We start from the raw sequence: 25,503 nt of genomic DNA, 5'->3' as shown, positions 1-25,503 counted from the left end.
AGGATGGCCATGTCGACCGCTTCGGCTCCCGCCTCGTCCTTCCGGCACCACTGGATGGCGCATGCGGCGACGCACGCGATGATGCGACCGGACAAACCCGCCCTGCGGTACCTCGGGGAGACGACCACCTGGGCGGAGCTCTCCCGGCGGTCCTTGAGGTTGGCCGCCGGTCTCGCCGCACGAGGGGTCGCCGAAGGCCATCGGGTGGCCACGCTGACCCTGAATCACCCGTGGTTCGTCGAAACCGTGTTCGCGGCGAACAGCCTGGGCGCCATGGCCGTCCCGCTCAGCTTCCGGCTCGCGCCCGCGGAGCTCGACTACATCCTCGCCGACTGCGCGCCGTCCGCCATCGTCGTCGACGAGCGGCTTCTTCCCCTGCTCGAAGCCGCGCCGAACGCCGCGTCGATCGGAACGGTGCTCGTCCTCGGCGAGTCGTACGAGGAATTCCTGACCGCGCACGAACCGCTGGAGCTGCCCGATGTCAGCGAGGAGTCGACGGCGCTGATCATGTACACGTCGGGCACCACCGGCAGACCGAAAGGCGTGATGCTCTCCCATCGCAACCTGCAGATGCAGGCGATCACCTGCATCCAGGCGATGAAGATCTTCGACGACACCGACGTCGCCTTCCTGACCGCGCCCTTCTTCCACATCGCGGGGCTGGGGTCGATCGTGGCGAACTTCCTGGTCGGCGGCGTGGTCGTGATCCACCCACTGGGCGCCTTCGACCCGCGCGCGGTGCTCGACGCCTACGAGCGCGAAGGCGCCACCGTGGTGTTCAACGTTCCCCAGCAATGGGACCTGATCTGCGCCCAGCCGGATATCGCCGAACGTGACCTGAAACTGCGGATCATCAGCTGGGGCGCGGCTCCCGCGACCAGGTCGACGCTCCTCGCCATGGCCGAAAGATTCCCCGGGGCCCTCAACGTGGCCGTGTTCGGCCAGACCGAGACCTCCCCGATCACGTGCGTCCTCAGCGGCGAGGACTCGATGCGCAAGCTCGGCTCCGTCGGCAAACCGATCCCGACCCTCCAGTATCGCGTGGTGGACGACGACATGAACGACGTCGCACCGGGCGAGGTGGGAGAGATCGTCTATCGCGGTCCCACGGTGACCAAGGGGTACTGGAAGAAACCTCAGGAGACCGCGGAAGCCTTCGCCGGTGACTGGTTCCACTCCGGCGATCTGGTCTCCCAGGACGAAGACGGCTTCATCTGGGTGGTCGACCGCAAGAAGGACATGATCATCAGCGGCGGCGAGAACATCTACTGCGCCGAAGTGGAGAACGCGATCTCCGCGCATCCGTCGGTACTGGAGGTCGCCGTGATCGGCCGGGCCGACGAGCGCTGGGGCCAGGTGCCGGTCGCGTTCGTCACCACCCCTCCGGACGCCGCACCCTCCTTGGCGGAACTGGGCGAATTCCTCGACGGCAGGCTCGCGTCCTTCAAGATGCCGAAGGATCTCGTCGTGGTCCCCGAACTCCCGCGCAACGCGGGCGGGAAAGTGGTCAAGGGTTCGCTTCGCGACCTGGACGGGAAACGCGCACATCACTAGCGAATCACTCATCGGATGCCTACCAAGGAAGTTAGGTCAGTAAATGAGCGATCTCAGCAGGAGGAATGTTCTGTCCCTCGGTGTCGCCTTGGGACTGGTGGGCGCGGCGAGCGTCGCACCGGCCTGGGGTGCGGCACAGGCCGGCGCGGCCGCCGACCCATGGTGGGTCTGGGACGACGAAATCGACCGCATCATGGCGGGGCTTCTCGAGGCGGGCCAGGTTCCGGCGGTCAACACCGCGATGAAATCCTGGGTGGACAACAACGATCCGCTGCCCGGCGGCCTGCCCGCGGATCTGGCGGGCTACCTCCAGCGCGTCCACAAGCTGCCGTCCTGGGCCGACCCCGCGAAGCTGCGCCGCGCGGCCGATTTCAACCGGCGCAAGGACACCTACCTGTTCATGCTGTACGGGCTCGGCAGCGGCATCATGAGCACCGTCATCCCGCGTGAGGCCAAATCGGTCTACTGGTCCGCGGGCGGGGCCGACATGCAGGACCGCGCGGCCAAGACGTTCACCTTCGGCTACGACCTGAGCGACCTCAACGCTTTCGAGTCCGACGGCCAGTTCGTGGTCACCGCCAACAAGACCCGGCTCGTGCACGCCGCGGTGCGGCATCTGCTGCCGCAGTCGGCGCACTGGAAGGCCGTCGCGGACGAGCGGATCCCGATCAGCAACGGCGACATCCTGGTCACCTTCCACAGTCTCGGCACCTACGTGCACCGGAAGCTGCGCGAGTGGAAGGTGCCGATGTCGGCCGCCGACGAGGACGCCTTCCTCCACATGTGGCAGGTCGCCATCCACCTGCTCGGCGTCCGGGAGGAGTTCATCCCCAAGACGTGGGCCGCCGCGCACGCGCAGTCGGCGCAGGTGCTCACCCCCATCCTTTCCCCGTCACACGAAGGGAAAGAGCTCGCCGAAGACCTGCTCGGGCTGACCGCGCAGGTCGATTTGGGCGTCACTCGCGGATTCCTCAACGAATTCGTGCGCTACGTGCTGAGCGATGCCATCGGGGACTGGCTCGGGCTGCGCCGCGACTACGCGTCCGCTGCCCTCATCCGCACCGCGTGGCCCGCCTACATCGCCTTCCGCGAGGGGCTGATCCCCGTCATGCCCGCCGGCTTCTACATGTTCGACCAGCTGGTGCGCGCGCTGGCGATGTTGTTCCTCAACAAGGGCACCTCGCCGACGACCACCCCCATCACGATCCCCACCGGGAACCGGCCAGGCGCCTGACCGGTGGCCGGAGAGGCTTTGCAAAGGTGACGTGATGCGAAAAGCCACTTTCGCAACGTTGAAGGTTGCGAAAGTGGCTTTCGCAACGCCAACGCGCCAGACCGCTCGGCTGATGCACGCGGCCCCACGAACGCGTGTCGCGAAAGCCACTTTCGGGACATCGGACGTCGCGAAAGTGGCTTTCGCGACACGCTCCCCATCGCCGCCCGCAACCAGAACAGATCTCACCACTCACGAGACCGAAACCCTTCTCGACATGACAATTTTCCGCGGCTCAGTGTTTTCCACGACGCGCGTCCCGCCGAAGTCCCGCTATACCTGGGAATCCGTTCCGGCCTCGGAACGGTTTTCCCGAGAGGACATTCGCGATGAAGCGTGGATCACAGTGGGGCGCCGCGGTTCTCAGTGCGGTGACCGCACTTGTCGTGGCGGCGGTACCGGCCGCCGCCGAAGAGAGTCCTTATGCCCGTGGCCCGGCACCGACGAAAGCCAGTATCGAAGCGGATCGTGGCTCGTTCCAGACCGCCACCGAGAAGGTCCCCGCCGGGCAGGGGTTCGGGGGCGGGACGATCCACTACCCGACCGCCACCGGCCAGGGCACGTTCGGCGCGATCGCGATCGCGCCCGGTTTCCTGGAGTCGGAGGCAGCGGTCTCCTGGTACGGCCCGCGGCTGGCCTCCCAGGGTTTCGTCGTCATCACGTTCTCGACCACGAGCACCTGGGACACCCCGGACAGGCGCTCCGACCAGCTGCTCGCGGCGCTGCGTTACGTCACCGACTCGAGCCAGGCCAAGAGCCGTGTCGACCGGAACAGGCTGGCCGTCATGGGGCATTCGATGGGCGGCGGCGGGGCGTTGATCGCGTCCCAAAAGGCGCCCACGCTCAAGGCGGCCATCCCGCTGACGGGCTGGAATCCGAACACGACGTTCTCCGACCTGAAGGTCCCCACCTTCGTCGTCAGTGCCCAGAACGACTTCATCGCCCCGGACGGCACCCATTCCCGGCCGTTCTACCAAAGCCTTCCCGCGTCGCTGGACAAGGCGTACATGCTGCTGGCCGGGGCCGGCCACATGGCGCCGACGAGTCCGAACGTGACGATCGCGAAGTACAGCCTTTCGTGGCTCAAACGCTTCGTGGACGAGGACACCAGGTACGACCAGTTCCTGTGCCCGCTTCCGGCTGACGACCCGAAGATCGCCGTGTACCAAGGAACCTGCCCGATCGGCTGACGCCGGGCGTCCGCGGTCGCTGTGCTCCCCGAAGGTCACAGCGGCCGCTGCTCGACCCAGACGGCCAGCTGGGTCCGGTTGACGAAGTCGAGCTTGTGCGAGATGTGCTGCAGATGCGTCTCCACCGTGCGCCGCGCGATGACCAGCCTCGCCGCGATCTCCCGGTTGGTCAGCCCCGCCGCGACGAGCCGCGCGATCTCCGATTCACGGGGCGTCAGCGGCGCGAGCACGGCCGGTTCGCCGACGGGCTCGGACGGCGGACCGCTCAGCGCGTCGTGCGGGTTCCGCCGCCGTCCTTCGGCGAACGCGGCGTCGAACCGCGCCGCCCCCAAGGCGTCCCGGGTGGCCTGGTGGAACATCCGGTGGGTCATGGTGACGGCCACGTCGGGCTCGGCGCTGCAGCGGTCCCAGAGCGTGGCGGCGGTCCCGAAGAGTTCCGCCGCACGGACCCAATCCTCGCGCCGCGCGGCCACCCACGCCAGGCCGTCCACCCGGTAGGCCGCGGACAGCACGTCCGAGACGCGGAGGTCGATCTCCAGCGCGGCACGGACGCACCGTTCCCCGTCGTCGAGATCTCCTCCGTAACAGACTTCGGCGACCCCCAGCCCGAACAGGGCCATGGAGCGATATCGGTACTCCCCCGCTTCCTCGCACAGACGGAGCATCGAGCCCAGCAGCGCCCGCGCTCCCGGAAGATCGCCTCGGTAGGCCAGCGCGACCCCTTGGATGAACATCGGATGCATCTGACGTCGTACGTCGCCTCGCTCACCGAAGATCCGCACGGCCTCCGCCGCACGGACCATGGTGCCCGGCTCGGTCGCCAGCATTCTCACGAAGGCACTGGCGTGCGCGATGTAGGGCGCCGCGTCTTCGTCCTCGATCGTCTCGGCGGCGGCCAGCCGCCGCCGGGCACGCGGCAGATCCGCGTGCAGCGCGGCGCACAGGGCCGCGATCGCCAGCCCCCTGGCCCGGCCCGGGGTCTCCAGCGGTGCCGTCTCGAGCGCACGATCGATCCAGTCCCGCAGTTCCCATGCCGCACCGCGGGCCACCCAGTATTCGATCGTGCCGGTGGCCATCTCCAGCGCCACCGGGCTTTCGCCTGGGGTGCGGAGCGACCACGACAACGCTTCCCGGATGTCGGCGTGGGCGGCCGACAGGTGCTCGTAGGCCTCGTCCTGCTCCGGTCCGAACCAGGTGTCGGCGGCCTGGGCGATGAGCCGGGCATAGTGGTCACGGTGCTTCCTCGCCACGGCGAGCTCGTCGCCGGAACCGGCGAGCTGCCGGGCACCGTATTCGCGGAGGAGCCGGAGCATCCGGTAGTGGACCCTGTCCGTGCCCTCGATCCTGGCCAGCACCGACTTGTCGACCAAACCGTCCACCGCGTCCAGTACGGCCAAGGAGCCCAGCCCGCCGTCCTCGGCACAGACGGCCTCGACGCCGGACAGGTCGAACTGCCCGGCGAACACCGAACAGCGTGCCCAGACGATCCGCTCGTCCCCGGTGCAGAGGGAGTGGCTCCACTCGATGGTGGCGCGCAGCGTCCGATGCCGCTCGACGGGCATCCGGAGGCCACTGGCCAGCACCCCCGAGTTCTTCTCGACCCGCTCGGCGATCTGCGAAGGCGACAAGACGCGGATCCGGGCCGCCGCCAGTTCGATCGCCAGCGGCAGGCCGTCGAGGCCACGACAGAGGCGTACGACATCCGCGACATTGCCTTCGGTGACCTCGAACGCGGGCAGGACGTTGGCGGCACGCTCCGCGAACAGCCGTACCGCGCCGAACGCGAGCGCCGCTTCGGCTGACCTGATCTCGCCGTCGGGCACGGGCAAGGGCGGGATCATCAGGACCTGCTCACCGGCGAGCCCCAGTGAGCAGCGGCTGGTGGCCAGGACCACGAGATCCGGGCATGCGCGCAGCAACGCCGTCACCAGCTCGGCGCTGCCGTCGCGGAGATGCTCGCAGTTGTCCAGCAGCAGCAACGACCGACGGGGACGCAGATACGCGACGACGACGTCGAGGTCGGTGTGCCCCGCGGTGTCGTGCAGGCCGAGGCTGTCGGCGACCGCACGCGGGACGAGCCGGTCGTCCCGCAGTTCCCCCAGCCCGGCGACCGCCACGCCGCCGGGGAAGTCCCGGGTGAGCGAACTGGCCACCTGGGCGGCCAACCGGGTCTTGCCCACCCCGCCGGCGCCCGTCAAGGTCACCAGGCGCCCCATCCCGAGCAGCCGCCGGACCTCGTCCTCGTCTTCCGCACGGCTGACGTAAGTCGTCAGGGGCCGCCGCCGGACGTCACTGTCGCTCGTCATGTCTCATCACCCGCCGAAGAGTCGATCGCCTATCGAAGCATGCCCGGCCGGGAGGTGTGGGCTGTTCACACCACAGCTCGGACCCCGCCGCATAATCCCCCGGACCGGTGACCACGCGCGGAGCGATGACCGAGAGACAGGTGGGGGCAGTCCATGACCGACCGGCCGGCCATCGCCAGGGAGCAGGTCGAACGCACACTCGGCCCGAAGATCGCGAAACGGCTCAGCGCGTTCGACGACGGCACCCTCTACGTCTCGGCGGGCGGTTGGGCCGAGTTCCTGGCCTGGCTCGTGGACTTCGCCGTCTACCTCCTGGGCACGGCGACCGGCTTCGTCGTGTTCGCGGTCGTCACCCGGAACAGCGTGCTGCCCGACAGCGCGGCGCTGCTGGCCCTGCTCGGCCTGCTGATCGGTGTCCCGGTGCTCTATGGCCTGTTCTTCGGCAACGGCCGCGTGCTCGGCGCCGCGTTCACCGGGACCAGGCTCGTCCGGATCAAGGACGGCGGGCGGATCGGCGCGGCGGCCTGCTGGGCCATGGTCGTGCGCACCCTGCTGTTCCCTCTCCTGTTCGTCGCGATGGTGCTGGCCGGATCGGGCGGCGTCGGTTCGGTCAGGAGGGTCAGCATCGACGACGAGGCAACCCGGCGGCTCCGTAGCGGCTAGGCGGCGTCCCACTCCGGCACGTCGACGAAGTGGACGTCGTACCGCTCGTGCAGGCGCTCGACCTCCTCCGGCGCGACGTTCCCGCGCAGGATCTCGGGCAGGACGCGGAAATAGCCGAACCGGTCGACGCCCGGCGCCAGCGTGATGAGGACGTCCGCGGCCCGGTCCGGCGGCGCGGCGAAGGCGTGCCGGACCCCCGGCGGGATCACCACGTAGCCACCGCGCTCGACCGTGACCGTTTCCTCACCCACCAGCATGCGCAGCGCTCCGTCCAGCACGTAGAAGGCTTCCGCGGATTTCTCGTGGTAGTGCGGTTTCGTGCCGGGCTCCCCGGCCTGAAGTGACAACCGGTTGGCGCCGAGAAACCCGCCCGTGTGCTCGCCGTCGGCCAGCAACCACAGCGCGGGCTTCTCGACGATCTCCGCGTCCTTCTCCTGCATCACCCAGGCTTCGTTCGTCATCAGGTTCCCATCTAGTTGAAGTCTTCAACCAAAGCTAGACCGAAGTGGTTGAAGACGTCAACTGTTACGGTGTGTGCCGTGACCGACTGGCTCGACCCGGAACAGCAGCGCGACTGGCGGGCGTTCATCGAAGGCTCCGTGCGCTTCATCGACCTGCTCGACCGGCGGCTGCGCGAGGAGCACGGCCTTTCCCTGGCCGAGTTCGAACTCCTGGTGCGGCTGTCCGAAGCCCCCGGCCGGTCGATGCGCATGGCGGACCTCGCGAAATCGGCGTACTACTCGCGCAGCCGGCTGTCGCACCGCGTCGGCGGGCTGGAGAGCCGCGGGCTGGTCCGGCGGGAATCGACCGCCGACGACGGCCGTGGCGTGCGGGCGCGGCTCACCGACGAGGGGTACGAGACCCTGTTGCGCGCGGCTCCGGACAACCTCCGCACCGTCCGCGAACACTTCGTGGACGTGATCGCGCCCGAAGACCTCCAGGCCGTCGGCCGCGCCATGCGCGCCGTCGCCACGCGACTCGATCAATGACGCGTCGCCGACGGAAGCTCACCGAACCGGCCGAGGGGCATCGGCTCCGGCAGGTTCGCTTCGATGTACGCCACGGCAGCGAATCCGGAAGGCGGTGAAGGCCTTTGTGGACCAACGCCGGGAACGTCGCGCGTTCAGCGGTACGTCAACGGATGGCGAGACCGGCATCCGGTAATGTCCGGATCATGAGCGACGCGCCGCCGACCCCTTCCGAGGCCTTCGACCTTCTGCTCTCCGGTAACCGACGCTTCGTCGCCGGCACCCCGGAACACCCGAACCAGGACGCGGTACGCCGCGCCGAAACCGCCCCTGAACAGAGCCCTTTCGCCGTCCTGTTCGGCTGTTCCGACTCGCGACTGGCCGCCGAGATCATCTTCGACCGCGGGCTTGGCGACCTGTTCGTCGTCCGCACCGCCGGGCACGTCGCCGGTTCGGAGGTGCTGGGCAGCATCGAGTACGCCGTCAGCATCCTCAAAGCTCCCCTGGTCGTCGTCCTCGGCCACGACTCCTGCGGCGCCGTCGCCGCGACCCGCGCGGCGCTGACCGACGGACTCGACACCAACAGCTTCGTCCGCGACGTCGTCGAGCGGGTCACCCCGAGTGTCCTCGCCGCCCAAGCCGCCGGGCTCACCGACAACGACGACATCATCGACGAGCACATCCGCAACACCGTCGACCTCCTCGTCGACCGCTCCAGGCTGCTCGCCGACAAGATCGAGGCCGGGAAGACCGCCGTCGCCGGTCTCTCGTACCACCTGGCCGACGGCAACGCGCGGGTCGTCACCACCCGTGGGTTGAGCTAGACGCAGTCCGCGAAAGGTCGTAGAAGGCACAGCCACTACGCCGGCAGGAGCGCTCCCGCCAGCGCGAGGACCGTTCCGGCACCGGCCGCGATCAGGATCGTGGTCACCACCCCACGCCGTAACACGAACAGCAGGACCCCGGCACCGGCGAGTACGGCGTACTGCCATGCCTGGGTCAGGCTGAGCGCGAGCGGGATCGCCGAGCCGAGGATGGCGCCGACGGCGGCCGGGCCGGCGCCGTCGAGGAACGCCCGCACGTTCGGGTTGCCGCGCAGGCGGTCGAAATGCTTGGCACCGAAGAGAATGAAGAGGAACGACGGGGCGAAGGCGACCAGCGAGGCAAGGAGGCCACCGGCGAGCCCTGCCGCCGCGTAGCCGACGACGGCGACGGTCTGCACCACCGGCCCCGGGGTGACCTGGCCGAGCGCGACCGCGTTGAGGAACTCCCCCGCGGTCATCCAGCCGTAGGTGTTCACCGCGTCGTCCTGCATGAGCGGGATGATGACGAAACCGCCGCCGTAGGACAGCATCCCGACCTTGAGCGCCACCCACGCCACCGACGCGAACACGCCGGCGCCCGCGGCCGCGGCGGCCAGCGATTTGACCGGGACGGCGAACAGGGCGGCGGTGGATTCGCCGCGCCGTGCGCGGTTCACGGTCAGCTCGATCAGGCCACAGCCCAGCAGGACGAGCACCAGCCACGGGCCGACCAAGGCGGCCGACGCCACACCCGCGACGACGTACAGGGCCCAGCGCACGCGCCCCGTGGTAGCCGCGCGCCGCCACCCCGCCGGGATCAGGCCGACGCCCGCGTGCACCGCGACGGCGGCCACGGCCGCACCGGCTCCCGCACCGGCGCCCCGGACCCAAGCGGGCGGTGACCCGGTGAGGAACAGCGCGGCCAGCGCCAAGATCACGATGAGGCCGGGCACGATGAACGCCGCGCCGCCGACCAGTGCCCCCGCGCGGCCGCGTACCCGCCACGCGGTGAAGATCGCCAGCTGGGTCGACGCCGGGCCGGGCAGCAGGTTGCAGGCGGCGATCGCGTCCTCGAACTCCTGATCCGACAGCCAGCCCCGGCGCCGCACGCACAACTTGCGGAGCAGGGCGATATGGGTGGGCGGGCCCCCGAAACCGATGCAGCCGATCCGGCCCCATTCCCGCAGGACGGTTCCGAGGCCGGGCGTGGCGACGCCGTCCTGAGTGGACTCGTCCGGCATCGCGGGCTCCTGGTCGCCGTGCGGTGTCACCGGGCCGCCGGCTGGAACAGTTCGACGGGATTGCCCGCCGGGTCGTCGAACACGATCTGACGGCCGCCCGGCCCGGTCACGACGTCACTGCGGAACCGGACACCCGCCGCACGCAACCTGGCGACTTCGGCGTCGAGGTCGTCGACGACGAAGTGGATGCGGTTCCAGCCGCCCGGCGCCGGTTCGGTCCCGTCCGGCATCGGACGGCCCGCCGAGCTCTTCGGTCCGCTGAGCAGCAGCCGGAGATTCCCGCGCACCACGTCCGCGAACGCGGGCACCGCACTCGAGCGCACGGTGAAACCCAGGTGCCGGGTGTAGAACTCGACGGCGGCCGCGACGTCGTCGACCAGGTAACGCACGCTCACCAGGTCCGAAGTCATGTCCTTTTCACCTCATCGTTCAGCTTCTTCACACCGAGCCGGGCGGTCAGGAAACCGATCCGGCGGTCCAGTTCGGCGGCGAGGCGGCGGAACGCCGGATAGGTCTCGCCCGCGTCGTCGATTTCCCTCGCCGGGTCCGGCAGGCTCCAATGGACGACGCGCGGATGCCCGGGGAACTCCGGGCAGATCTCGCGCACCCGGTCGCAAAGGCTGATCACCCAATGGAATCGCCGGTTCCGGAGACCGTCCACATGGGACGGTTCGTGGGTCAGGACGATGCCGCGCTCGGCCATGACGCGCACGGCGTCCGGATGCAGCGGTTTCGGCAGGCTGCCCGCGCTGGCCACCTCGACCATCGATCCGGCCCGGTGCCGCAGCAGCGCTTCGGCCATCGGCGACCGTCCGCTGTTTCCGGTGCACACGAACAGGACCTTGTGCCGGGAACCGGATCTCTTCGCGTCCGCCGGATGCGGCGCGAGAGCGGGGTGCAGCGCACTCCCCGCCTCGGCGAGCGCGTCCGCGCATCGCCCGAGGTCCAGGTGATAGTAGGTGTCACGGCCGTCGAAACTGCTTCTCCTCGCCGTGACCAGCTCCGCCGTCCGGAGCTTGCGCAGGTGGTACGACACCAGGTTCTGCGGCTGCCCGACCAGTTCCACCAGCTCGCGCACCCGGCGGTCGCCGTGGGACAGCTCGCGCAGCAGCCGCCAGCGCAGCGGATCACTCGCCAGCCGCACGAACGGCGGCGGCTCGGACATCTCGACGGTCGCCATGGACCGAAGGTACATCAATACAGGTTGATATATCTAGACCTCGGCGCGCGGGGACCGTTATCGTCTTGCGGTGCCGTCTCCCGAGATCGTGGAGTTGTCATGACCGCAGACCCGCCGCACCTGCCACCCAGCGACGAAAACCTCGAGAAACTGATCGACGCGCTGACCGAGCGCTTCCCCGCCCGGCGCAAGGAGGTCGAAGCGATCGTCCACCGGCACTTCACCGAACTCAGCTCCCACGCCCCGGTGGACGCCTATCTCCTCCAACTCACCGAAGGCAAGACCGCGGACGAACTCCGGGCCCGCTACCCGGCGCATCACTGAGCGGGATCTCGTGAGTGGTAAGGACGGTTCTAACCGTCCTTACCACTCACGAGACTTGACCGGCCCCGTCAGGCGGCGCGGCGGGCACGCGACAGGGCGAGCCATCCGAGGGTCGCGGCGAGCAAGCCGATCACCAGTGCGACGAAACCGCCGACGATTCCGTAGCCGGTGCCGGGGCCGCCCTCGGCGGCGGCCACGACGTAACCACCGCCCGCCATGCCGATCAGCCCTGCCGTGAGCGCCACGAAGGCTCCGCGCCGGGTGGTGCCGGAGCGGATGCGGGCGAGGGCCAGCCCTCCGGCGATCACCCCGATCACCCCCGCCAGCGCGGCCGCCAGGGACCAGAGCCGCCCTGAGGTCAGGGAGGCGGCGGCGATCGGCTCGGACAGCAGATGGACCGGCATGGGGTGCTCCTTCGTTCAACGGCTGGATGTCCCTGAATGGTGTCCGCCGGGACCGCCGGGGGCGTCCCGTGAACGCAGGCAATCCGGGCTACCGCCGATGCCGCAGGAACGCCCGGACTACCGCGGGTGCGGTAGTCCGGGGATCGTCCGCGGGGAGGAGTCGCTCAGGCGGGCGGCTGGCTAGGGTTCACGCATGAGCAAGGTCTGGGACTGGGCGATCGCCGTCGGGGTGACGGCGATCCTGCTGGTCACGGAACTGTCCGGAGTGGACTCCCCCACGAGCTTCGGCTGGCTGGGCCATCTGTCGCTGGTCGCCGGAGGTCTGGCACTCGCCGCGCACCGCCGGGCGCCGATCGCGGTGCTGGCCGTGACCGGGGTGTGCGCCTTGGGCTACCAGGCCGTCGGCTTCGACGTTCCGGTCGTCGCCTATCTGGTCGCGGTCTACGCCGCGGTCCGGGCCGGTCACCGGATCGTCGCCGTCGCCGGATCGCTGCTCATGATCGCCGCCCTCCCGCTCGTGCTCCTGGCCTCCGCCAACGCCGCCACCGTGGGCGAGGCACTCGCACAGAGCCGGGACGCGCTTCAGCTGGCCTGGCTGATCGCCGCCGGCGCGGCGGGCGAAGCGCTGCGACAGGCCGAACGCCGGGCCGACGAGGCCGAGCGCACCCGCGAGGAGACCGCGCGGCGCCGGGCCGACGAGGAGCGGTTGCACATCGCGCGGGAACTGCACGATTCGCTCACCCACCAGATCTCCGTCATCAAGGTGCAGGCCGAAGTCGCCGTCCACCTGGCGACCAAGCGGGGTGAACCGGTGCCGGAATCCTTGTTCGCGATCCGGGAAGCCGGTCGTGAGGCGACCCGTGAGCTGCGGGCGACCCTGGAGGTCTTGCGTGACGACGGGACGAGCCCGCCGCCCGGGCTCGACCGGGTCCCTGACCTGGTGGAACGGGCGAAGTCGACCGGTCTGGAAGCGACGCTCGTCGTCGAAGGGCAGCGGCCCGACCTGCCCACCGCGGTGGACCGCACCGCGTACCGGATCGTCCAGGAATCGCTGACCAACGTCGCCCGGCACGCCGCGGCCACGACCGCGTCGGTCCGGATCGACCACCGCCCCGGCGCTCTCGCCATCCAGGTCGACGACGACGGCGAGGCCACCCCGGACACCGCATCGGTGCCCGGTGTCGGGCTGCTGGGGATGCGGGAACGGGTCACCGCCCTCGGCGGCCGTCTCCACGCCGGGCCGCGAAGCACCGGCGGGTTCTCCGTCCACGCCGAACTGCCCGTGGAGCGAACGTCGTGATCCGTGTCCTGCTGGTCGACGATCAGCCGCTTCTCCGCAGCGGCTTCCGCGCGCTGCTCGACGTCGAGGACGACATCGAGGTCGTGGCCGAAGCCTCCGACGGGAGCGACGGCGTGACGCTCGCCAGGAAGCACCTGCCCGACATCGCGCTCATCGACATCCAGATGCCCGTCGTCGACGGCATCGAGGCGACCCGGCGTATCGCCGCCGATCCGGCCCTGTCCGGCGTGCACGTCGTCATCCTGACCAACTACGGCTTGGACGAGTACGTCTTCGACGCGCTGCGCGCGGGCGCGGCGGGATTCCTCGTCAAGGACATCGAACCCGAAGACTTCCTGCACGCCGTTCGCGTCGCCGCTCGGGGCGACGCCCTGCTCGCTCCGTCGATCACCCGCAAGCTGATCGACCGGTACGTCACCCTGCCGCCCGGCGCCGGCACGGGCAGCGGGCTGAAGGAGCTGACCAACCGCGAACGCGAAGCCGTCACCCTGGTCGCACGAGGGCTGTCCAACGACGAGATCGCCGATCGCATGGTGATCAGCCCGCTGACCGCGAAAACCCACGTCAATCGGGCCATGACCAAACTCCACGCCCGCGACCGGGCGCAACTCGTCGTGCTCGCCTATGAATCGGGCCTGGTCGTACCGGGCGACCCGGCTCCGGGATAGCCGATCAGGGCCAGCTGCCCGAGCCTCCCCGGGCGGACCGGACCGCTTTGCCGGTACCGCGCGGGAAACCGTGTTCGCCGCGCGGCCACGCGCCTCGAAACGGATCCGGGCGGCGGAGCGCAGCAGCCACATGCGCGCCGGCGGACCAAGTCGCTCCATGCGGATCACCTCTCGTCGAATACCCCTTTTCGCGTCGATTCATGCGGCCGTGGTTGTCGGACAACCGAGCCGGGTAGCCCACCGATATGGCTGACCCGCGCGCCCTGGCCCGCAAGCTTCCCCGTCAGCCACCGGCTCCCCGGCCGGCTCGAAGCGGTCCTCGCCGGTGGCCGGATCCCTTTGCCGGCCGGGAACTGAACACCGAACCGAAGGAGGATGTCCGATGACCGCCTGCGAAGTCTGCGGAAACGACTACGAGAAGACGTTCGAGATCCACACCGTCGAAGGAGCGAGGCATACCTTCGACTCCTTCGAATGCGCGATCCACCAGCTGGCGCCGATCTGCGAACACTGCGGATGCCGGGTGGTCGGACACGGAATCCAGGTGGAGGACCGGTTCTTCTGCTGCGCCCACTGCGCGCGGGAAAGCGCCGTCGCCGGCGGCGAGAAGGCACGGGACGCCGTCACGACGTCCTGAGCGTTACGTCATTCGGGTGACAAGGGCTCCTCGGGGGCGTGGCGAAACCGCGTGAGGGTATTCGGCGGCAGGCCACCGTCCTCCGAGGAGTCCCCATGATCACCCGCATGGTCATCAACCGCGACAGCACCGCCCTCGAATGTGAGAAGTGCGGCCGGCCCGCGGTGCACGCCGCCCGGCTCGTCGCCGACAACGGTGGTGAGGTCGGGCAGACCCTCGTGTGCACCTTCTGCCGTCCTCACCGCGCGGAGCAGGCCACCGGCGAGGAACGTGACAGCACCGTCGCGCACTGAGCTCAGATCGCGAACCTCAGTACCGCGCCGACACCCTCGGCCAAGCCCTCACCGCTGACGGGGACGAGTTCCGCGCCTTCGGCCAATACGGCCGCCGGAATCGCCTCGTCCGCACGACACTGCGTGAGAGCTTCCGCGGCGGCCCCCGAAACGTCGAGATCCTCCTTCGTGGTCGCGACCTGTGTCGGGTCGCCCGCGACCCAGACGAGCCGGTCGGCCAGCGACTCACCGTCGATCAGCAGCGTCTCGACGGCGCCCGATCGCAGGGCCGCCGTCGTTCGCGCGAGCCCGTCCACCGCCGTCCCGCCGTCGCGACCTTGTCCGGCGCGGAAGCGGTCGATCACGTCCCGGCGACGGCGTTCCGCGTGCTCCGCCAGCACTCGCCGCACTTCGGCTTCGAGCGCCTCCGGCCTGCTCCCTTCCGCCCGGCCGCCTTCTTCGAGCTCGACGACCTTGTCCGTCCCCCGCGGAGGGAGTTCGTCACGCACCAGCGCCCGCGCCTGCACCTCGCCCGCGAGCACCAGCACCTCGGCTCCGACGGAGTCGGCGAGCTTGACCGCCTCCCGCGCGACCTCCGCGGCGTTGCGCTCGGCGACGGCCTCCACGCGATGCTGGATGTTCCAGTAGGCCGAGCCACCGCCGCGCACCTTGTGCACCGGGTGGTCCGCGCCTTCGACGGTCCGCTTTTCGGCACCGTCCTCGCCGACCGCAAACAGATCGGCCCCCGTCTTGTCCACGACCACCACCACATGTGGCACGACCGCCGGGGTGAGCCGCAGAAGCGGGAGCAAGTACGGCTGCGGCGCGACCCTGGCCACCTCACGGAGTGGCGGCTCCACGAGTTCCTCGTCGAGCACGACGTCTCCGCCCTCCGCGACCAGGGCACGACCGGCCCTGCCCTCCGAAGGCGGCGCGGCGGCCACCGCCGCGTCGAGCGCGCCGAGTGTCCGCTCCTCGGCGCCTTCGTCGGCCAGCCGCTTGCGGAGCGACCGCCAGCGCAGGTCCAGTCGCGCGGCGGCGTCCTCGGTGTCGTGCGAGCTGTCGAAGTACACCGACGCGAACGGCCCTTCGCGCACGGTGACCTGCCGGAGCGTTGAAGTGTGCACGGTATCTCCTGTCTCGTCGGTTCCGCTTTCGATCTTCGTGTACCCGGGAGAGGGCCGGTGAATCATGGCTCCGGCGTCTGCTCCTCAAGTACCTGAAGGGGCTGAATTCTTCTTTCCGCCGTAAGGGGATGTGCCCGTAGAATGGGGCGATGCCGGGGGACGAGTCGAAGAAGACCGATGACGAGCCGGACTACAAGAAGTGGGGCGTCATCGTCGGCACGATCAGCGGGGTTTTCGCCATTCTGGCGGCCGTCAACACACTGACCGGCTTCAATCCGTTGAAGGGCCTCGCGCCCTCCCCCACCAGCCAGACGTCGGCTTCACGGCCGCTCGCCGTGGCCACGAGTGCGCCGCGGACGACCCGGACCACCCCGGCACGGACGACCCGCGAACCGGCGCGAACCACGGATGAGGCGGAGGCGCCCACCACCCGGGCCGCCCGGACGACGCCACCGGCACGGCCCGATTTCCAGGTGCGCTCCTCGCAGTGGAACGGGCCGTGCGACGACAAGGCCTGCTCGATGAGCGCCGTCTTCCGCAACAACGGCGGCACGGGTTCCGGAACCGCGACGTTCTTCGTGCTGTGGCCGGACAAGTTCAGCTATCTCGCGCAGTGTTCCGTCGTACTGCCCAGAACCGGCGAGAACGACTTCACCAGCGCCGGATGCGTCGCGAGCAGCGCGCAGCTCCAGAACTATTTCCGCACGCACCGTGGCGGAACCGTGCGCCTGTACGTCAAGGCCGAAAGCTGACCGGTCCGTGAAGGCCTCCTTGAGGGACTCTGGGTCCCTCAAGGAGGCCTTCACGGACATCACGACCGGTTAGGACGTCTTGGGCGTCGCCCGCACGCCGTAGTGCATGTACTGCTCACCGGTCGGCAGCGTGTAGAAGGTGACCGGCATCCACGTCCGCGTGCCGGGCTCACGGCACAGGAAGAGCGAGTCGGTCACCGGGACCAGTTCGAACTCCTGTGTCTTCTCCGCCAGGAGTTCGGCGAGCGGTCCGGTGGCGGTCTGCCGCAGCCGCAACCCTTCCCCGTCGGCCAGCACGTCCATCCGCGCGCCCGCCCGTTCGTAGCCGCCCACGTGCCTCGATCCGTCGACGGTGACCGGAGTCGCGGGCGGTTCGAGCGGCCGGGGCATCGCGACGTCGGCGAGTTCGGCGACGATCTCCCGGTACAACTCGATGTACAGGTCCCGGGTGTTGCCCCCGTTGGTGAGCAGGGTGATCGCCAGCCCCTGATCGGGCAGGAGCCGGAGGAACGCCGACTGGCCGATCGTGTTGCCGTCGTGGCCGATCACGCGCTGCCCGCCCCAGGTGTCCCGGATCCAGCCGAGACCCCAGGAATCGCCGAGCGAGTGCTTGTCGGGGATGTCGGTCTGCTTCTCGGCCATCGCGGTGACCGAGGCCGTCGTCAGGATCCGTTCCCCCGCCGGGGTCAGCCCGCCGGTGAGGTGCAGCCGCGCGAAGCCGAGCACGTCCTTCGCGGTGGCGGTGATCAGCCCGGCGGGGCCCATGCTCCGGGGCAGGCCCCAGACCGGTGCGGGCGCCGGATCCTCGTCTCCGTTGGCCACGTGACCGACGGCCGCCCGGAAGAGCAACGCCTCCTCGGGCAGGGTCACGGTGTGGGTGAGACCGAGCGGGGCGAACAGTTTCTCCCGCATCGCCGCGTCCCAGGTCAGCCCGGTGAGCTTCTCGATCACCCGGCCCATGACCACGAATCCCGAGTTGCAGTAGGAGAAAGTCTCACCGAGCGGATGGTTTTGCGCGGCCTGGTCGAGGATTTCGACGTAGCGTTCGAGACAGTCGTCGCCGCGGCCGGTGTCGGTGAAGACGTCGCCGTCGATTCCGCTGGTATGCGTCAGCAGATGCCGCATGGTGACTTTCCCGGCCACCCCGGGATCGGCCAGCCGCAGTTCCGGCAGCACGTCCGCGATCGGCGCGTCCAGTTCGAGGAGACCTTCGTCGACCAGGCGCATCACCACGGTCGCGGTCCACACCTTGGAGATCGAGCCGATCTGGAACACCGAGTCGTCGGTGACCTCGACCCCGGTCTTCGTGTTCAGCACGCCGTACGAAGCCAGCACTTCGGTGTCGTCACCGACCCGGGTGATGCCGAGCGCCGCACCCGGAACGCGGTGCTTGCGGGCCAGCTCGGCCAGCCGTCGCCGCCAGTGCGCCGCCTCGATCGGCACCCGTGACGGTCCGTCGGCGGGCGCCGTGTACTGCTCGACCCACTCGAGAACGCGGCGGTTGAAGTCGAACCGGTGTGACGGCGGCCCGTCGAGGATGAACAGGTGCGAGGCGTCCGGGTACAGCACCAGCCGGGACGGGACGCCCCGAGCGCGCAGGGCGCCGAACCACTGTTCGGCCTGGCCGACCGGGCACCGGTCGTCGTTCGCGCCCTGGATGACGAGTGTGGGCGTCTGCACCCGTTCGACCTGGGCGAACGGCGAGAACCGCTCGATGGCCTTGTCCCACGCCGGGCCGCCGAGTTCACCGACGGCCAGGTAGTGCCCGGCGTCGGACGTGCCGCCCATACTGGTCAGGTCGCTGACCACACCACCGGCGACGGCGGCCGCGAACCGGCTGTCGCGGCTGGTCAGGTAGCAGGTCATGAAGCCGCCGTAGCTGTAACCCGCGACGGCCAGCCGATCCGCGTCGGCGATCCCTTCGGCGACCAGCTGGTCCAGGGGTTCCAGGAAATCGGCCGCGTCGGCGACGCCCCATCCGCCGACGGCGGCGGTGTAGAAGTCCTCGCCGTAGCCGTCGCTGCCCCGCGGGTTGATCAGCAGCACCGCCCAGCCGCGCGCGACGAGTGCCTGGTGATAGAGATGGATCGAGTCGGCCGCGCCGTTCCAGGCGTTGTGCGGGCCGCCGTGGATGTCGAGCAGCAACGGCGCGGCGCCGGATCGCGCCCGGTCCCGCAGCAGCCAGCCGTGGACGACGGTGCCGTCGCCGATGGTGAATTCCCGTTCCTCGTGGCGGAAAAGCTCGACCTCGGCCACGGAGGCGCCGTGCTTCGTGCGCACGTCGACGGCCCCGGTGGCCCGGTCGACGACGGCGACCTCGCCGAACGAATCACCCGTGGCCAGGACGACCGCGACCCGCCCGCCCGCGATGTCCATTCCGGACACCACGTGATCCATGCCGGCCAGTACCGCACGCGGGCGCTCACCGTCCACTTCGTACAGATGGGTGCAGCCGCGGTCCCGGACGCCGAACAGCACGGCGCCGTCCTCCGTCACCTGCGGCAGGGCTCCCGGATAACCGGGGCCGCCGGGCATCACGTTGCGGTCCAGGGAGGCGGTCAGCTCGACCGGGTCCCCGCCGTCGAGCGGGACACGCCACAACCCGAGATGACCGACCTCGGTGTCGGCCCGGCCGACCACGAGCAGCGCGTCGCCGTCGGCGGTCCAGCCGACCGTGCCCGCCATGCCCGCACCGGAGCCGACCAGCCGCGGCTCGGCGGTCTTCGCGGTCACGTCGAGCACGTAGGCACCGGAACGGAAGGTCAGATCGGCGTCGCCGTCCTGTCCGGACGAGAAGGCGAGGTGCGTGCCGTCGGGCGACCAGGCCGGATCGCCGGCGTGCCAATCGCCGAAGGTGACCTGCCGGACTTCCCGCGTCGCGACGTCGAGGACGTGCAGATGCTTGCGGATGGTCTTGATCAGCCCGGCGCCGTCGGCCTTGAAGTCCAGCCGGTCGGCCACCACCGGGGCGTTCGGCGCGGACTCGCCGCCCGCCAGGTCGACCGCGGCCGAGAAGGCGATCTTGCCGCCGTCCGGGCTCCAGACCGGCGCGCCCGCCCCGAGCGGGAGTTCGGTGATCTGTTCGGCCTCCCCGCCCGACGACGGCAGGAGCCACACCTGCGGCGGCCCGTCCTGTGCCCGGAGGAATGCGATCCGCGTGCCGTCCGGCGCCCATTCCGGTGCCATGTCGGCGGTTCCACGGGTGAGCGGCCGGGCCTCGCCGGTGATCGCGCCGACCTCCCAGAGCGTGTGCACGTTCCGGTCCTCGGCACGGTCCGCGGTACGCAGGACGTAGACGATCCGGTCACCGTCCGGGGACAGCGAAGGCCGGCTGGGAACGGCGATGTCGTACAGGTCGTCGAGACCGAGACGTCGGGTCATGATGCGTTCGCTCCTCTGGGGATCATGAGCTCGTTTTCGCTGAAGTGGCAGGCCGCCGAGTGACGCCGGTGTGCCGCGTCTTCCGCGGGATCCACCTGAAGGCAGAGTTCGCGGTCGGTGCGCACGAGCGGGCCGACCGGGCAGCGCGGGTGGTAGCGGCATCCGCCGGGCGGATGGTGCGGGTCGGCCGGTTCGGCGTCGGCGGTCGCCTCGTCCGAGCCGGTGCCGAGCAGCGAGCTCGTCGCCGACGGCGCCGCGGCGAGCAGGTCACGCGTGTACGGATGCCGCGGGTCGGTGAGCACCTGTTCGGCCGGGCCGACCTCGACGATGCGGCCCAGGTACATCACGGCGACGATGTCGCTGAGATAGCGGATCACCGCGAGGTTGTGCGAGATGAACAGCATCGACAGGCCGAGCCGCCGTTGCACGGACCGGACGAGGTTGAGCACCGCGCCCTGCACCGAGACGTCGAGCGCGGAGGTGATCTCGTCCGCGATCAGCACCTCGGGCCGCCCGGCCAGCGCGCGAGCGAGCGCCACCCGTTGCCGCTGGCCGCCGGACAGCCGCCCCGGCAGATGGCCCGCGCGTTCGGGATCGAGGTTGACCAGCTCCAGCAGCCGGGCGACCTCGTCCCGGCGTGCCGCGCGCCCGGGGAGGACGCCGCGCGGGATCGCTTCGGTGATCGATTCCCCGATGCTCATCCGGGGGTCCAAAGAGGAATACGGATCCTGGAACACCATCTGCAACGGCGGGCGGCGGGGCAGCTCGCGGACGTCGACGCCGCCCAGCAGGACCCGTCCGGCACTGATCGGCGAGAGCCCGACGGCGGCGCGGGCCAGCGTCGACTTGCCCGATCCCGATTCACCGACCAGCCCCACGACCTGTCCGGAAGGGACGGTGAGCCCGACCCGGTCGACGGCGGTCAGTCCGCGCCGTCCGCCGTAACGCACGCTCACCGCGTCGAAGACGAGATCGCTCACTCCGCACCTCCGGCGGTCACGGTTTCCTTGACAGGTGGGGAAAGCGGCACCGGATGCCAGCAAGCGACGCGATGCCCGGGTTCCACGCGTTCCAGCGCCGGGTCTTCGAGACGGCATCGATCGGTCACCGCCGGGCAGCGGTCCGCGAAAGCGCAGCCGGTGGGCACCCGATCCGGTTCCGGCGGGCGGCCGGGGATCACCGCGAGCGGCGCTTCGCGATCGGTCTCGAGGTCGAGTGTCGCGGCCAGCAAGGCCCGCGTGTACGGATGCCGCGGTGTCCCGGCGGTCGGCAGGTCCTCCACCACCCGGCCCGCGTACATGACCAGCATCCGTTCGCACGTCTGCGAAACGACCGCGATGTCGTGGCTGATCAGGATGATCGCGGTGTCCCGTTCGGCCCTGGTCCGCGCCAGCAGGCGCAGCAGCTGCCGTTGCACGGTGACGTCCAGCGCCGTGGTCGGCTCGTCGGCGATGATGAGCTTCGGGTCGCCCATCAGGCCCATGCCGATCATCGCGCGCTGCCGCATCCCGCCGGAGAACTCGTGCGGATACTGCCGTGCGCGTCGTTCGGCGGCGGGAATCCGCACCGCGCGCAACCGGTCCACGGCCCGTTCGAGCGCCTTGGGCCGGGAGAGGCCCTGATGCTGCTCGGCGACTTCGGCCAATTGGCGCCCGATCCGCCTGGTGGGGTTGAACGACGTCATCGGGTCCTGGAACACCATCGCCAGTGAAGTGCCGAGCAGACCGCGCAACTCCCGCTCCGGGGTCGTCAGCACCGGTTTCCCGGCGAATTCGAGTTTGTCCGCGGTGACCACGGCCGGCGCTTCGACCAGCCGCGACACCGCCAGCCCGGTCAGGCTCTTGCCCGAGCCGGACTCGCCGACGACACCGATCGCCTCACCGGCGCGGACGGTGAAACCCACCCCGCGCACCGGGACGGTCCAGCCCGCCGGGTTCGGGAACGCGACCTGGAGGTTCTCCACGACCAGCACGGCGTCTTCGGGGGTCTCCACGGCGTCTTCCCTGGCCGGAGCGGCCGGCCGCGGTTCGAGTCCGCGTGACCCGGTGCGCACGCCGATCACCCCGGCGACGGTCTCCCCCACCAGGTTGAAGGCGAGCCCGGCGAGGACGACCGCGACACCGGGCGCCAGCGCCGCCGCCGGGTTGACGTAAATGCCGTTGAGTCCTTCGCCGAGGATCCGCCCCCAGTCGTATTCGGGGGCCTGCACGCCGATGCCGAGGAAGGACAAACCGGCGAAGGCGAGCAGTGCGCCACCCGCGCCGATGGTCGCGTTGACCACCAGCGGTTCGCCGATATTGGGCAGGATGTGCCGGAACAGCAACCGGATCCGGCCGACGCCGGAGATCCTGGCCGCCGCGACGAAATCCCGTCCCGCCACCGAAGCGGCCATCGTCTGCGCCAGCCGCGCGAACGACGGCGCCAGCGCGAAACCGACCGCCAGCACCGCGCCGTGCGTCCCGACGCCGAAGATGACCGAGAAGAACAACACCAGCAACAGGCCGGGGAAGGCGACCGCGATGTTGACCGCCGCGATCACCAGCCTGGCGAGCGGACGCGGCAGCACCGAGGGCAGCGTGCCGAGCACGAGCCCGGTCGCCACCCCGAGCGCGGTGGCGAGCAGCGCCAGCACGATCGACAGCCTGGTCGCCACCAGCACGCGGTACAGGATGTCGCGGCCGAGGTCGTCGGTGCCCAGCCAGTGCGCGGCCGACGGGCCCTGGGCGATCGCGTCGGTGTCGATCTCGAAAGCCTTGTCCTGCCACAGGATCGGCGCCAGCACCGCGAGCACGATCACCAGTGCCAGCAGGGCGGCCGAGCACGCGCCCAGCGGGGTGCGCAGTGCCCCGAGCCATTTCGCCCCGCGCGGATTCGCCATCTCAGTTCTCCCGGATCGTCGAACGCGGATCGAGGACGGCCAGCAGCACGTCCACCGTCAGGTTCACCAGCAGGACCCCGATGCCGTAGACGAGCACGATTCCCTGGACCTGCGGATAGTCCTTCTGCAGGATCGACTGCGTGATGGTGGAACCGAGACCGGGCCAGGCGAACACGTTCTCCACCAGCACCGTCCCGGCGACCATCCCGGTCAGCATCAGCCCGCCCATGGTCAGGGTCGCGGTCAGCGCGTTCGGCAGCGCGTGCCGCAGGTAGACCAGCCGCGCGGGCAGGCGTTTCGCCCGTGCCGTGCGGATGAAGTCGTTGCCCAGCACGGAAAGCGTCTCCACGCGGACGATGCGGGAGAGGACCGACGCCGGACCGAGCGCCAGCGCGATCACCGGGAGCACGAGAGCGCCCGGTGCTTCGCTGCCCGCCACCGGGAACCAACCCAGCCGGACCGCGAAGAACGCCACCAGGGCCACCGCGACCAGGAACTCCGGGATCGCGGCCAGGAGGACCGTCGTCGAGGTGAACGCCAGTTCCCCGCCTCGACGGCGGCCGCCGCGGGTCAGCACGGCGAACAGCAGGCCCAGCGGGATCGCGACCGCGATCACCGCCACGAAGGCGGGCAACGCCAGCTGCAGGGTCGCGGGGAGCCGGTCGCCGATGACGTCCGCGACCGGCACCCCGGTGGTCATCGACGTTCCCCAGTCGCCCGAGAAGAGCCCGGCGAGATAGTCGACGTACTGTTTCCACAGCGGGTCGTCCAGGCCGAGCGCGGCCCGCCGGGCGTTCACCAGCTCGGCGGGCGCGGTCAGCCCGAGCGCCGCGCGGACCGGGTCGCCGGGGATCAGCTGGATCATCAGGAACGCCGTGGTGACCAGCACCCACAGCGAGACCGCGAACCGGCCGAGGCGGCGGATCCCGAACGAGAGCCACGGGCTGCTCCCCGGGCCCGCCGTCGCGACGGCGCTCGTCATCAGGAGTACATCCGGATCGACGACGGCAGGATCTGCCCCTGGTTCATCTCGAACCGCGCACCGTTCGCGAAGGTCGGGATGGTCGAGTTCACGAACGGCACCACGTCGAGCCGTTCGAACAGCGCGGATTCGGCGGCCAGCCAGTCACCGCAACCGGATTCGCCCGCCTGCGCCGACGCCTTGCCCGCGAGCTCGGTGTACCGGGCATTCCCGATATGCGCGAAATTCGTGCCCTCCGGCGGTTTCGCGCCGGAGACGAACGGAACGGCCTGGCTGGGCAGGACGAAGCCCAGCGGTGCCAGCGACACTTCCCACTCACCGGTGCCGAACAGCACCTGGCTCGTGCCGGGGCCGTCGACGGCCTTGATCGTGGCGTCGACCCCGACGTTCTTCCACGCCTGCAGGATCAGCTCCGCGGCCGAGACCATCGTCGGCCCGACCTGGGTGCCGTAGACGACGGTGAGCGCCAGCCGTTTGCCGTTCTTGGCCCGCACTCCGTCCGGGCCGGGCGCCCATCCCGCGGCGTCGAGCCCGGACTTCGCGGCGGCGACGTCGAAGGGTGGCAGCTTGCCGTTGATCGAATCACCGGGGCACGCCAAGGGTTCTCCGGTGACGAGGCCCTTGGCGGGCTGCCCGTTGCCGGTGGTGAGCACCTTGCCGATCTGGCCGAAATCGAGCGCCTGGGTCAGTGCCCGGCGCACCGCCTCGTCCTGACCGGGCCTGCCGGGTGCCTGGTTGAAGAAGATCTCGCCCATCGGCACGACGATGTCGGCGTGGAACAACTTCTGCGACCGCAGCCGCTGCTGGTCCTGCCCGGTCACCTGCGCCGCGCTGAGTTCCCCGGACAGCAGCAGATTCGCCGTCGTCGTCATGTTCGGCACGACCCGGAAGACCACTTTTTCGGGCAGTCCCTGCTGTTCGCTCTTCCAGTCGCCGGGGCCCCAGGTGTAGTCCTTGCGCCGGGTGAGGGTGTAGTGGTCGTTCGGCACGATCTCGGTCATGGTGAACATGCCGGTGCCGTGCTGCCCCTTCGCGACGGACGCCCGGTCCGCCATTCCCTTGGCGCAGACGATCGGCACGGCCGCCACGTTGCGCAGCAGGAACGAATCCGGTGACCCGCTGGTCACCGTGACGGTCCGTGCGGCGTCGTCGGCGACCGCCTTCGTCCCCGCTTTGACACTGACCCCGGTCAGCGGGGACTTGGTCGCCGGATCACCGACGTGGTCGATGTTCGCGGCCACGTCGCGTGCGGTCAGCGGTGAACCGTCCGCGCACTTCACCCCGTCGCGCAGGGTGAAGCTCGCCGTGGTCGTCGTGGCCTCCCACTTCTCCGCCAGCCCCGCCACCGGCTTGCCCGCGGCGTCGAGGTGGATCAGGCCGTCGTAGAGGAAGCGGCCGATCTGCCTGGCGATCGACAGTACGGTGACGGCCGGGTCGAGCGTCCCCGGATCGGTCGAAAGACCCATTGTGAAGGTCTTGCCATCGGTCAGTTTCTGGTTCGCGGTCCGGTCCTCCCCGGATTGCGACGTCCCCCCGCACGCGCTCACGGTCAAGGCCACCACGCCCGCCATGGCGGCGGTGAGCCGAGCTGTCTTCATGC

24 protein-coding genes are annotated in these 25,503 nt (G+C 69.9%); 12 read left to right on the top strand and 12 right to left on the bottom strand.

The features are described 5' to 3' along the window. Positions 1–9: 9 nt before the first annotated feature. The 3 genes from CVV72_RS01725 to CVV72_RS01715 all read left to right on the top strand — a co-directional run bounded on the left by CVV72_RS01725 (position 10) and on the right by CVV72_RS01715 (position 4,017). The gene (locus CVV72_RS01725) at positions 10–1,554 is read left to right on the top strand and encodes an AMP-binding protein (protein ID WP_219150718.1); all 1,545 of its coding nucleotides are present in this window, start codon (positions 10–12) and stop codon (positions 1,552–1,554) included. Between the two features lie 43 nt (positions 1,555–1,597). After that, entirely contained in the window at positions 1,598–2,788 is a 1,191-nt protein-coding gene (locus tag CVV72_RS01720; RefSeq protein ID WP_219150717.1) for an oxygenase MpaB family protein, read from the top strand. Between the two features lie 368 nt (positions 2,789–3,156). Further along, a complete protein-coding gene (locus CVV72_RS01715) occupies positions 3,157–4,017 on the top strand; it encodes a dienelactone hydrolase family protein (protein ID WP_219150716.1) in 861 nt (286 codons plus the stop codon). A gap of 35 nt (positions 4,018–4,052) precedes the next feature. Here CVV72_RS01715 and CVV72_RS01710 read toward each other — a convergent pair whose 3' ends face one another. Next, on the bottom strand, positions 4,053–6,323 hold the full coding sequence (locus CVV72_RS01710) for a LuxR C-terminal-related transcriptional regulator (RefSeq protein ID WP_219150715.1): 2,271 nt from the start codon (positions 6,321–6,323) through the stop codon (positions 4,053–4,055). 153 nt (positions 6,324–6,476) lie between these two features. Between CVV72_RS01710 and CVV72_RS01705 the strand changes: the two genes are divergently transcribed. Next, the gene (locus CVV72_RS01705) at positions 6,477–6,986 is read left to right on the top strand and encodes a hypothetical protein (RefSeq protein ID WP_219150714.1); all 510 of its coding nucleotides are present in this window, start codon (positions 6,477–6,479) and stop codon (positions 6,984–6,986) included. On the opposite strand, the gene CVV72_RS01700 is transcribed toward CVV72_RS01705, so the two are convergent. Then, positions 6,983–7,447 (bottom strand): cupin domain-containing protein, encoded by a 465-nt coding sequence (locus CVV72_RS01700; protein ID WP_219150713.1) that lies wholly within the window; start codon positions 7,445–7,447, stop codon positions 6,983–6,985. The two genes, CVV72_RS01705 and CVV72_RS01700, sit on opposite strands and share 4 nt — an antisense overlap. Before the next feature lie 78 nt (positions 7,448–7,525). Here CVV72_RS01700 and CVV72_RS01695 point away from each other — a divergent pair, with 78 nt between their 5' ends. Beyond that, complete coding sequence (locus tag CVV72_RS01695; RefSeq protein WP_255632457.1) at positions 7,526–7,975, top strand: MarR family winged helix-turn-helix transcriptional regulator; 450 nt, start codon at positions 7,526–7,528, stop codon at positions 7,973–7,975. A gap of 185 nt (positions 7,976–8,160) precedes the next feature. Further along, entirely contained in the window at positions 8,161–8,778 is a 618-nt protein-coding gene (locus CVV72_RS01690) for a carbonic anhydrase (RefSeq protein ID WP_219150711.1), read from the top strand. Between the two features lie 35 nt (positions 8,779–8,813). Here CVV72_RS01690 and chrA read toward each other — a convergent pair whose 3' ends face one another. The 3 genes from chrA to CVV72_RS01675 are packed head-to-tail and all read right to left on the bottom strand — an operon-like array spanning position 8,814 to position 11,178. Further along, complete coding sequence (gene chrA, locus CVV72_RS01685; protein ID WP_219150710.1) at positions 8,814–9,998, bottom strand: chromate efflux transporter; 1,185 nt, start codon at positions 9,996–9,998, stop codon at positions 8,814–8,816. Positions 9,999–10,024: 26 nt separating this feature from the next. Then, entirely contained in the window at positions 10,025–10,408 is a 384-nt protein-coding gene (locus CVV72_RS01680; RefSeq protein WP_219150709.1) for a VOC family protein, read from the bottom strand. Next, on the bottom strand, positions 10,405–11,178 hold the full coding sequence (locus CVV72_RS01675; RefSeq protein WP_219150708.1) for an ArsR family transcriptional regulator: 774 nt from the start codon (positions 11,176–11,178) through the stop codon (positions 10,405–10,407). The genes CVV72_RS01680 and CVV72_RS01675 overlap by 4 nt, the downstream gene beginning before the upstream one ends. A 99-nt stretch (positions 11,179–11,277) precedes the next feature. Here CVV72_RS01675 and CVV72_RS01670 point away from each other — a divergent pair, with 99 nt between their 5' ends. Further along, positions 11,278–11,502 (top strand): three-helix bundle dimerization domain-containing protein, encoded by a 225-nt coding sequence (locus CVV72_RS01670; RefSeq protein WP_219150707.1) that lies wholly within the window; start codon positions 11,278–11,280, stop codon positions 11,500–11,502. 68 nt (positions 11,503–11,570) lie between these two features. On the opposite strand, the gene CVV72_RS01665 is transcribed toward CVV72_RS01670, so the two are convergent. Beyond that, complete coding sequence (locus CVV72_RS01665) at positions 11,571–11,906, bottom strand: DUF6223 family protein (RefSeq protein WP_219150706.1); 336 nt, start codon at positions 11,904–11,906, stop codon at positions 11,571–11,573. A gap of 193 nt (positions 11,907–12,099) precedes the next feature. Between CVV72_RS01665 and CVV72_RS01660 the strand changes: the two genes are divergently transcribed. The 4 genes from CVV72_RS01660 to CVV72_RS01645 all read left to right on the top strand — a co-directional run bounded on the left by CVV72_RS01660 (position 12,100) and on the right by CVV72_RS01645 (position 14,804). Then, complete coding sequence (locus tag CVV72_RS01660) at positions 12,100–13,206, top strand: histidine kinase (RefSeq protein WP_219150705.1); 1,107 nt, start codon at positions 12,100–12,102, stop codon at positions 13,204–13,206. After that, positions 13,203–13,874 (top strand): response regulator transcription factor, encoded by a 672-nt coding sequence (locus CVV72_RS01655; protein WP_219150704.1) that lies wholly within the window; start codon positions 13,203–13,205, stop codon positions 13,872–13,874. Before CVV72_RS01660 ends, CVV72_RS01655 begins: the two co-directional genes overlap by 4 nt. 382 nt (positions 13,875–14,256) lie before the next feature. Further along, positions 14,257–14,511: a Prokaryotic metallothionein gene (locus CVV72_RS01650; RefSeq protein WP_219150703.1), complete on the top strand. Its 255-nt coding sequence runs from the start codon at positions 14,257–14,259 to the stop codon at positions 14,509–14,511. A 95-nt stretch (positions 14,512–14,606) separates the two neighbouring features. Beyond that, on the top strand, positions 14,607–14,804 hold the full coding sequence (locus CVV72_RS01645) for a hypothetical protein (RefSeq protein WP_219150702.1): 198 nt from the start codon (positions 14,607–14,609) through the stop codon (positions 14,802–14,804). Positions 14,805–14,806: 2 nt separating this feature from the next. Here CVV72_RS01645 and CVV72_RS01640 read toward each other — a convergent pair whose 3' ends face one another. Continuing rightward, positions 14,807–15,910: a Vms1/Ankzf1 family peptidyl-tRNA hydrolase gene (locus CVV72_RS01640; RefSeq protein ID WP_219150701.1), complete on the bottom strand. Its 1,104-nt coding sequence runs from the start codon at positions 15,908–15,910 to the stop codon at positions 14,807–14,809. A 149-nt stretch (positions 15,911–16,059) separates the two neighbouring features. Between CVV72_RS01640 and CVV72_RS01635 the strand changes: the two genes are divergently transcribed. Further along, complete coding sequence (locus CVV72_RS01635) at positions 16,060–16,662, top strand: hypothetical protein (RefSeq protein WP_219150700.1); 603 nt, start codon at positions 16,060–16,062, stop codon at positions 16,660–16,662. A gap of 69 nt (positions 16,663–16,731) precedes the next feature. Here the strand turns inward: CVV72_RS01635 and CVV72_RS01630 are convergent, their stop codons facing one another. The 5 genes from CVV72_RS01630 to CVV72_RS01610 are packed head-to-tail and all read right to left on the bottom strand — an operon-like array spanning position 16,732 to position 25,501. After that, positions 16,732–20,043: a serine hydrolase gene (locus tag CVV72_RS01630; RefSeq protein ID WP_219150699.1), complete on the bottom strand. Its 3,312-nt coding sequence runs from the start codon at positions 20,041–20,043 to the stop codon at positions 16,732–16,734. After that, positions 20,040–21,023, bottom strand: a complete 984-nt coding sequence (locus CVV72_RS01625; RefSeq protein ID WP_219150698.1) for an ABC transporter ATP-binding protein — start codon at positions 21,021–21,023, stop codon at positions 20,040–20,042. Before CVV72_RS01625 ends, CVV72_RS01630 begins: the two co-directional genes overlap by 4 nt. Beyond that, positions 21,020–22,921: a dipeptide/oligopeptide/nickel ABC transporter permease/ATP-binding protein gene (locus CVV72_RS01620; protein ID WP_219150697.1), complete on the bottom strand. Its 1,902-nt coding sequence runs from the start codon at positions 22,919–22,921 to the stop codon at positions 21,020–21,022. Before CVV72_RS01620 ends, CVV72_RS01625 begins: the two co-directional genes overlap by 4 nt. 1 nt (position 22,922) lies before the next feature. Further along, on the bottom strand, positions 22,923–23,903 hold the full coding sequence (locus tag CVV72_RS01615) for an ABC transporter permease (protein ID WP_219150696.1): 981 nt from the start codon (positions 23,901–23,903) through the stop codon (positions 22,923–22,925). Then, a complete protein-coding gene (locus tag CVV72_RS01610; protein ID WP_219150695.1) occupies positions 23,903–25,501 on the bottom strand; it encodes an ABC transporter substrate-binding protein in 1,599 nt (532 codons plus the stop codon). Before CVV72_RS01610 ends, CVV72_RS01615 begins: the two co-directional genes overlap by 1 nt. Positions 25,502–25,503: the final 2 nt, after the last annotated feature.

The sequence above is a fragment of the Amycolatopsis sp. TNS106 genome, assembly GCF_019330265.1.
GTDB lineage: Bacteria > Actinomycetota > Actinomycetes > Mycobacteriales > Pseudonocardiaceae > Amycolatopsis > Amycolatopsis lurida.
This window is presented reverse-complemented; position numbering and strand designations above follow the sequence as displayed.

Coding starts and splice junctions, on each gene's coding strand:
- CVV72_RS01725 (WP_219150718.1), top strand. CDS start 10: ATGTCGACCGCTTCGGCTCCCGCCTCGTCCTTCCGGCACCACTGGATG.
- CVV72_RS01720 (WP_219150717.1), top strand. CDS start 1,598: ATGAGCGATCTCAGCAGGAGGAATGTTCTGTCCCTCGGTGTCGCCTTG.
- CVV72_RS01715 (WP_219150716.1), top strand. CDS start 3,157: ATGAAGCGTGGATCACAGTGGGGCGCCGCGGTTCTCAGTGCGGTGACC.
- CVV72_RS01710 (WP_219150715.1), bottom strand. CDS start 6,323: ATGACGAGCGACAGTGACGTCCGGCGGCGGCCCCTGACGACTTACGTC.
- CVV72_RS01705 (WP_219150714.1), top strand. CDS start 6,477: ATGACCGACCGGCCGGCCATCGCCAGGGAGCAGGTCGAACGCACACTC.
- CVV72_RS01700 (WP_219150713.1), bottom strand. CDS start 7,447: ATGACGAACGAAGCCTGGGTGATGCAGGAGAAGGACGCGGAGATCGTC.
- CVV72_RS01690 (WP_219150711.1), top strand. CDS start 8,161: ATGAGCGACGCGCCGCCGACCCCTTCCGAGGCCTTCGACCTTCTGCTC.
- chrA (WP_219150710.1), bottom strand. CDS start 9,998: ATGCCGGACGAGTCCACTCAGGACGGCGTCGCCACGCCCGGCCTCGGA.
- CVV72_RS01680 (WP_219150709.1), bottom strand. CDS start 10,408: ATGACTTCGGACCTGGTGAGCGTGCGTTACCTGGTCGACGACGTCGCG.
- CVV72_RS01675 (WP_219150708.1), bottom strand. CDS start 11,178: ATGGCGACCGTCGAGATGTCCGAGCCGCCGCCGTTCGTGCGGCTGGCG.
- CVV72_RS01670 (WP_219150707.1), top strand. CDS start 11,278: ATGACCGCAGACCCGCCGCACCTGCCACCCAGCGACGAAAACCTCGAG.
- CVV72_RS01665 (WP_219150706.1), bottom strand. CDS start 11,906: ATGCCGGTCCATCTGCTGTCCGAGCCGATCGCCGCCGCCTCCCTGACC.
- CVV72_RS01660 (WP_219150705.1), top strand. CDS start 12,100: ATGAGCAAGGTCTGGGACTGGGCGATCGCCGTCGGGGTGACGGCGATC.
- CVV72_RS01650 (WP_219150703.1), top strand. CDS start 14,257: ATGACCGCCTGCGAAGTCTGCGGAAACGACTACGAGAAGACGTTCGAG.
- CVV72_RS01645 (WP_219150702.1), top strand. CDS start 14,607: ATGATCACCCGCATGGTCATCAACCGCGACAGCACCGCCCTCGAATGT.
- CVV72_RS01635 (WP_219150700.1), top strand. CDS start 16,060: ATGCCGGGGGACGAGTCGAAGAAGACCGATGACGAGCCGGACTACAAG.
- CVV72_RS01630 (WP_219150699.1), bottom strand. CDS start 20,043: ATGACCCGACGTCTCGGTCTCGACGACCTGTACGACATCGCCGTTCCC.
- CVV72_RS01620 (WP_219150697.1), bottom strand. CDS start 22,921: ATGGCGAATCCGCGCGGGGCGAAATGGCTCGGGGCACTGCGCACCCCG.
- CVV72_RS01615 (WP_219150696.1), bottom strand. CDS start 23,903: ATGACGAGCGCCGTCGCGACGGCGGGCCCGGGGAGCAGCCCGTGGCTC.
- CVV72_RS01610 (WP_219150695.1), bottom strand. CDS start 25,501: ATGAAGACAGCTCGGCTCACCGCCGCCATGGCGGGCGTGGTGGCCTTG.